This window comes from Bacteroidales bacterium (assembly GCA_029210725.1).
In the GTDB taxonomy this organism is placed as follows: domain Bacteria; phylum Bacteroidota; class Bacteroidia; order Bacteroidales.
The window spans coordinates 1-943 of sequence record JARGFM010000065.1 but is presented as its reverse complement, the minus strand read 5'-3'; the positions used below and the strand labels follow the sequence as shown (position 1 = coordinate 943).

General features: G+C 46.8%; 1 protein-coding gene. It reads left to right on the top strand.

The genetic code is table 11. The annotated features are described in order from the left end of the window. A partial coding sequence (locus tag P1P86_16585; GenBank protein MDF1576804.1) for an IS256 family transposase occupies window positions 1-708 on the top strand: 708 nt, incomplete at its 5' end. Window positions 709-943: the final 235 nt, after the last annotated feature.

Sequence of the window (943 nt, the reverse complement as noted above, 5' to 3'; positions counted from 1 at the left end):
TACCCTTCGATTCTTGAGCGATACCAACGAAGTGAGAAAGCCCTTGTATTAGCCCTGGCCGAGGCCTATCTGCAAGGAGTATCAACACGAAAGATGAAGCAGATTACCGAGGTATTGATGGGGAAGCAGTTTTCCCACACTTCCATCAGCCGCTTTACAACCAACCTAGATGCAGAGCTGGATGCCTGGCGGGATCGTTCTCTTGAGGGGAAAGAGTTCCCATACGTTATCGTTGATGCCCGTTACGAAAGCTGTCGAGTTGATCATAAAATCATTGATATTGCTGTTCAGATCGCCATTGGGATTGATTCTGAGGGACACCGCCATGTACTGGGGATAGATACATCCTGGTCAGAGAGTGGGGATTCCTGGGACCGGTTCATTGGTGGATTAAAGGAAAGAGGATTGAAGGGTGTGCTGCTATTTACCAGTGATGCCCACCCGGGGATCCACCCGGCCATAAAGAAGTATTTCCCGGGATCCGTATGGCAGCGTTGCCAGTATCACTTCAGGGTAAATGCCACCGATCTGGCTCCTAAAAGCCGGCGAGATGATGTAAACCTGAGGCTGAGTAAGGCTTGGGCTTGTGAGAGGTATGAGGATGCCAAGGCTGTAATGGATCAATTTGCGGAAGATTATCAGGATATCCATCCCGAGCTGGCTGATTTCATCTCTGAGCATGCCTGGGAGACCCTGGGTGTATTATAATACTCCCTAAAATTCATACCACTGGTTAAGTTTAATAGAAACGATTAAATTTATCCATTATGAAAAAGAGTAGAAAGAAACACAGTGCGGTCTTCAAAGCACAAGTGGCTATTGAAGCGATTAAAGAACAAGAGACTCTGAGCGATCTGACAAAGCGTTTTGAAGTTCATCCACAAATGATTTCAAAGTGGAAACGGGAGTTTCTAACCCGTGGAGCTGAGATCTTCCAGACTAA